General features: G+C 71.5%; 4 protein-coding genes. 1 reads left to right on the top strand and 3 read right to left on the bottom strand.

Features of this window, described 5'->3' with window-relative positions:
• On the top strand, nt 1-243 hold a 243-nt coding region (locus G6017_RS08145), incomplete at its 5' end, for a hypothetical protein (RefSeq protein ID WP_182616874.1).
• Between the two features lie 21 nt (nt 244-264).
• Here G6017_RS08145 and G6017_RS08140 read toward each other — a convergent pair.
• The 3 genes from G6017_RS08140 to G6017_RS08130 form a co-directional block, all read right to left on the bottom strand.
• Nucleotides 265-2,802 carry a tetratricopeptide repeat protein gene (locus G6017_RS08140; RefSeq protein WP_182616872.1) on the bottom strand — a complete coding sequence of 846 codons (2,538 nt, stop codon included), beginning with the start codon at nt 2,800-2,802 and terminating at the stop codon, nt 265-267.
• On the bottom strand, nt 2,799-3,869 hold the full coding sequence (locus tag G6017_RS08135) for a glutamate ABC transporter substrate-binding protein (protein WP_182616876.1): 1,071 nt from the start codon (nt 3,867-3,869) through the stop codon (nt 2,799-2,801). The genes G6017_RS08140 and G6017_RS08135 overlap by 4 nt, the downstream gene beginning before the upstream one ends.
• Nucleotides 3,870-3,877: 8 nt before the next feature.
• Nucleotides 3,878-5,297, bottom strand: a 1,420-nt coding sequence (locus G6017_RS08130; protein WP_182616870.1) for a GlnX family signal transduction membrane protein, incomplete at its 5' end; no start/stop codon positions are given.

Below are 5,297 nucleotides of genomic sequence, written 5' to 3'. Positions count from 1 at the left end.
ACGCCCTCGCCCGCCGGACCCGACGGCGCCAACGGCCCCGGGCAGATTCCGGTGAACTCGGTGACGCCGCGCGAGGGCGCGCCGTCGTCGGAGTGGGCACGCGCCAACTCGCAGGTCCGCGGATCCCTGGCGGAGACGGGTGTGGGCGCGACCGACCTGCTGTTGTGGGCGCTCACCGCCGCCGCGGCCGGGGTGACCCTGATCCTGTGGGCCTCCCGGCGGCGCAGCGACCCCGAGGACTGAGCATCCGGTCCCCGGGACGGGTCAGAACATCGTCCTCGGCCGGATGCTGTTGGCCTGGTCCACCAGGCGGAAGCGCTGCTGACGCGTCTCGGTGGACCGCGCGAGGGTCCGCAGCACGGTTTCGGCGCCCGTCCTCAGTCCGAACTCGGTGAAGGGCACCCCGCGCATCAACGGTGAGGGCGAGGGCTCGTTGCCGGGAAGCTGGATCCAGGCGAGCGCGGTGGTGAGCACTGTCAGCCGGATCTGGAACGCCCGGTGCTCGCCGGCGGACAGGTTGGTGACCCGGCGCGCGGCCTCCCGCAGGTGGGATTCTTCGGTCTCCTGCAGGGGCCGCCCCTGGCACAGCAGCAGGATCGCCGTGAGGTTGGCCAGCGCCGAATAGCGCGAATTGGGCGGCACCCGGTCCAGTTCCTCGATCGCGGCCGACACCTCTCCGCGCCGCTGCAGCTGACGCGCCAGCCCGAACGCGGAGCTGACCGCCGCCCGGTCCACCGACCACACCGTGCGGTAGAAGTGCTCGCTCGAGCGCGCCCAGCGGGTCCGGTCCCCCTCCGGGCACACGTCGAGGATGAGTTCGGCCGTCGCGGCCAGCGCCAACTTGGGGCCGTTCTCGCCCGGCATGGCAGACAACACCTGCTGGAACTTGGGATACGCGCCCACGGGGTCGCCCTTGAGCAGCGCGATCACCCCGACGTACCAGACCAGGCGCCACTCCGAGCGCAGTCGGTGGGCGTTCTCCTCCAGCAGCGCCTCGGCCGCCGCGAGGTCGCCGCTCTCGAGGTAGGCGCGGGTGAGCGACATGATCACGCCCACGCTCTCGTGGGCCTCGGACTCCGAGTCGGAGTACAGCTCACGGAGCGTGTCGATCCGCTGCTCGACGGAGGTGTACGAGGTGGCGGCGAGGATGCGCCCGGCGGGATCGGAGGATTCCATCAGTGGCACGGGCAGGGCGTCGACGAGTTCGGCCCCGGTCAGGGTGGTGTCGCGGGCGTGGCCGTCGACGAGGAAGTCGGTCGGTTCGACCGTGAACAGCGTGCCGAAGGTGGACCGCTGCGGCGAGAACACCGAGGAGAACGCGGGGTGTGGTTTCCCGGTGCGCAGCGCCAGCACCTCCCGCAGCACCCCCATGAGCTGCCCGGCCATCCCGTTGGCGCTACGGAACCGCATGTTCGGGTCCTCGTTGGTGGAGCGCAGCAGGAACCGGTAGAGCGAGTCGTACCGGCTGAACACCGGCTCCTCGACGGGGGAGGGGATCCCGTCGGCGTAGCGGCCGTCGACCACCGGGAGCCGGACGATCAGCGAGGCCAGGGTGCGCCCCACGGTGTACAGGTCGGAGGCGATGGTGGGGCCGGTCACGGGGATCTCCGGTGCCTGGAAGCCCGGGGTGCCGTAGATGTGCCCGTAGTCGCCCACGCCCGAGACGGCGCCCATGTCGATGAGCTTGACGTGGTCCTCGGTGAGCATGATGTTCTCGGGCTTGAGGTCGTTGTAGACCAGTCCCACGGAGTGCAGGTAGGACAGCGCTGTGAGGGCCTCGAGGACGTACGCGATCGCCTTCTCCACGGGCAGGACCCGGCCGGGCGCCGACCGCCGCACGTCCCGCAGGCTGGGGCCGCCGACGTATTCCATGACGATGTACCCGCCGTGCGTGGGCGAGGTGGCCCAGTCGTCGTGGATGAAGTTGTAGATCCGGACGATCGACGGGTGGGAGAGCTCGGCCAGGATCTCGCGCTCGGCCACCGCCACCTCCTGCGCCTCCGCCTGGTCGGCGTGGAGCAGGCCCTTGAGCACCACCCACCGGTCGGAGACGTTGTGGTCCACCGCGAGGTAGATCCAGCCCATCCCGCCGTGGGCGAGCGCGCCGCGCACCTCGTACTGGTCGGCCACCACGTCGCCGGGCCGGAGCTCGGGCCGCGGGAGACGGCCACCGGAGGCCTCGCACTCGGCCTCGATGTCCTCCGGCGAGAGCATGGCCGAGTTGGGGTCCACCGGGATGATGTACGGCAGGTCCACCAGCCCCTCCGACGCCGGACTCGGCCGGTCCTCGGGCTTGCTGGGTTGCCGCATCCGGAACGGTGCGGATCCGGTTCGGTCGCCGGTGGTGACCTCGCCGGTCCGGGCGGAGGGCCGCTCGGCGGGGACCGATCGGGTACGCGACTCGGGGTCGTCGGTGGTGTCCGCGGTGGCCACGGGCCCGGTGACGGCACCCGCCTCGTCGTCGCGGGAGCCCGGGCTGCCGGATGCGTCCGAGGTGCTGCCCGACCCCGCGGTGTCCTCGAGGTATCCCGTCATGGAGACGGCCCCGGTCGCGGAGATCGCCCCGGTGGCCTGCATCGCACCGGTGGCGGCGACCGCCGACGTGGCCTCCGTCGCCTCGCCGTCCCATGACGCCTCTGTGTGCCCCCGCGTCTCCGTGTGCCCCACCGCCTCCGTGTGTCCCGCCGCGCCCGTCACCTCGAGTGCACCGGTGACCGACCCCGGCTCGGGGCGGAACGTGGCCTCGGTCCCCGCGGTCGGCTCGTCGACCGCGGGCCCGTCATCCCATTTCCGGTAGCTCATCTCGGCTCCTCCGGCACGTAGGCCGGTTCGGGCATCCCGGGGCTCGGGCCGAGCCCTGAGAGCCACGTGGAGTACATGCGGTTCCACGTGCCGTCGGCCCGGATCCGCTCGAGGGTCGAGTTGACCTGCCGGACCAGCCCGTCGGTGTTGTTGCCGGGGGTCGACTTGGCGATGCCCACCCCGTACGGCTCCGCGTTGAGCTGCGGCCCGACGATCTCCAGGTACGGATCCTGGGCGGTGATGCCCACCAGGATCGCGTCGTCCGTGGTGATGGCGTCCACCTGGTTCTGCTGGATGGCCACCAGGCAGTCGGCCCACGTGTTGACCGACAGCACCGTGAGCCGCTGCAGCTCCTCCCACAGTCGGGAGGCCGAGGTGGTGCCGGCCGCCACGCACACCCGTCGGCCCTCGAGGTGTTCGATCTCGGTGATCCCGGAGCCCCGCACCGCCAGCACGCGCTGGTAGGCCTGGTAGTACGGCACCGAGAAGGTGATCAGCTCGCGCCGCGCGCACGTGATGGACATCGACCGGATCACCACGTCGACCTGGTTGTTCTCCAACGCCTCGATCCGGTTGACCGAGGTCAGGGAACGGAACTCGACCTGGCCGGGATCGCCGAAGATGTCCCGGGCGATCTCGCGGGCCAGGTCCACGTCGAAGCCGGTGAGCTGCCCCGTGCCCGGGTCACGGAAGGAGAACAGGTTGGAGCCCTGGTCCAGCCCCACGATCAGCCGCCCCCGCTGCCTGATGCGGGGGACGCGCTCCTCGGGCGGGGCGTCGTCCGGGCGCAGGCTCGGCAGCGGGTCGCAGGACTCGTCGGGGGTCACCTGGGGGAGTCCTGTCGGGCCGTCGGTGCTGATCACCGCTCCGGCCGGCAGCGGCATCACCGCGGACACCTCCGGGATCCCCACGTGATCCGACTCGGAGATCATCTCCCGGTCCGGCCCGCCGTCGCCGCCGCGCGCCTCGTCGTCGTCGACCCCGCACGCTCCGGCGAGCGCCAGGGCGGCGACCAGAACGCCCCCGGTCACCACGCGGGCGGTCCGCCGCCCGGCCCACCACCTCATCCGCGCGCTCACAGGTACTCCCTGATCCGGGGTGCGATGCCCACGACCACGGCGAACGCGGCCAGGGCGGACAAGGCCATGATCAGGTCCGGCCCGGTGGCGGAGGTGCGCCGCGCGTTGTCGATGCGCGTGCGCAGCGTGTCGCGGGCCTCCTCGATGGCGTCCTGCATGGACTCGTCGAACTCGTCGAACGCGGCACCGGAATCGCCCTCCTCCTGGCCCGAGGAGATGGTGATGGCCCCCTGGTAGTCGCCCTGTTGGTAGAGCGAATCGGCGCGGTTCTGGGCGGCCATCCAGTCGTCCAGGGCCTCGATCGCGCTGGTGACGGCACCGTCGCCGTCCAGGCTGATGCGGCTACGGGACTGCTCGTCCGGGTCCAGGTAGACGGTCAACGAGTCACGGACGCCGCCGAGGATGGCGGCCCGCTCGGCCGCCGACCCCTCGGGATCGGTCCGGCGCACCAGGTTGAGCGTCTCCTGCGCGCGCACCTTCTGGGCGTCGATCCGCTGCCGGGTGAGTTCGTTCATCGGTGCCGCGCCCTCGGACAGGCCGCGCGCGTTGTTGTTGGCGGCCAGGAAGCCGGCGATCATGGTGAGCAGGAAGGTCGCCACCATGAGCAGCGAGGCCAGCGCCAACGCCGGGTTGACCCGCCGCCCGGTGATCTTCCATAGCCACTGCTGCAGCAGCACCAGCACCGCGATCGCCATCCCCAGCAGGATGAACGACCCCCACGGCGGCGAGGACCACTCGCGGTCGGACTCGCCCACCGACGTGGACTGGCGGTCGTACAGGTCGGCGGCCGCGGGCAGGATCGTGTCCTGCATGAGCGTCGACGCCGACGCGAGGTACGCCGAGCCGACCGGGTTGGCGACCCGGTTGTTGGTCCGTGCCGTCTCCACGAGTCCGGTGTAGGTGGTCAACTGGGCGTTGATGTGCGCCAACTGGTCGATGGACTCCTCGTCGGCTCGGTCGAGGCCCAGGGAGGCGGCGATGATCGACGCCGACGAGGTGGCGATGGCCTGGAGGTAGCGCTCCCTGAGCTCGGCGGGTTCTATCCCGCCGGTGATGAAGGCGGTGTTGGCTGCCGAGTCGGCGATGGTCAGGGAGCTGTACAGCGTCTGGGAGGCGTTGGCGACGGGCTCGACCTCGGCCAGCAGGGTCTCGTGGTGGCTCTGGCGTTGGGTGATGGTCTGCGACGCCACGGTCCCGCCGAGCAGGATGGTGACGATCGCCGCCACCGCGAACACCGACATCCGCCCCGGTGTGGTGAGGACGTCGTTCCAGAACCGCGCGGCCCGGCGGCGGACCGGCCGGCGGGGGCTCGCGGCGATCTTCTCGGAACCGGACCCCCCGGACGTCCCGGCACCTGACCCGGCACCCGGACCCGACGACGACCCGGAGCGCGAGCCCGGACCGGAACCGGGTCGG

Origin of the sequence: Dietzia sp. B44, from assembly GCF_014145245.1 — a bacterium.
GTDB lineage: Bacteria > Actinomycetota > Actinomycetes > Mycobacteriales > Mycobacteriaceae > Dietzia > Dietzia natronolimnaea.
The sequence above is the reverse complement of the archived record's forward strand: the minus strand, read 5'-3'. Positions and strand labels throughout refer to the sequence as shown.

Bases quoted from the DNA above. Each gene is read 5' to 3' on its own strand.
- G6017_RS08140 (WP_182616872.1), bottom strand. From the start codon at position 2,802: ATGAGCTACCGGAAATGGGATGACGGGCCCGCGGTCGACGAGCCGACC.
- G6017_RS08135 (WP_182616876.1), bottom strand. From the start codon at position 3,869: ATGAGGTGGTGGGCCGGGCGGCGGACCGCCCGCGTGGTGACCGGGGGC.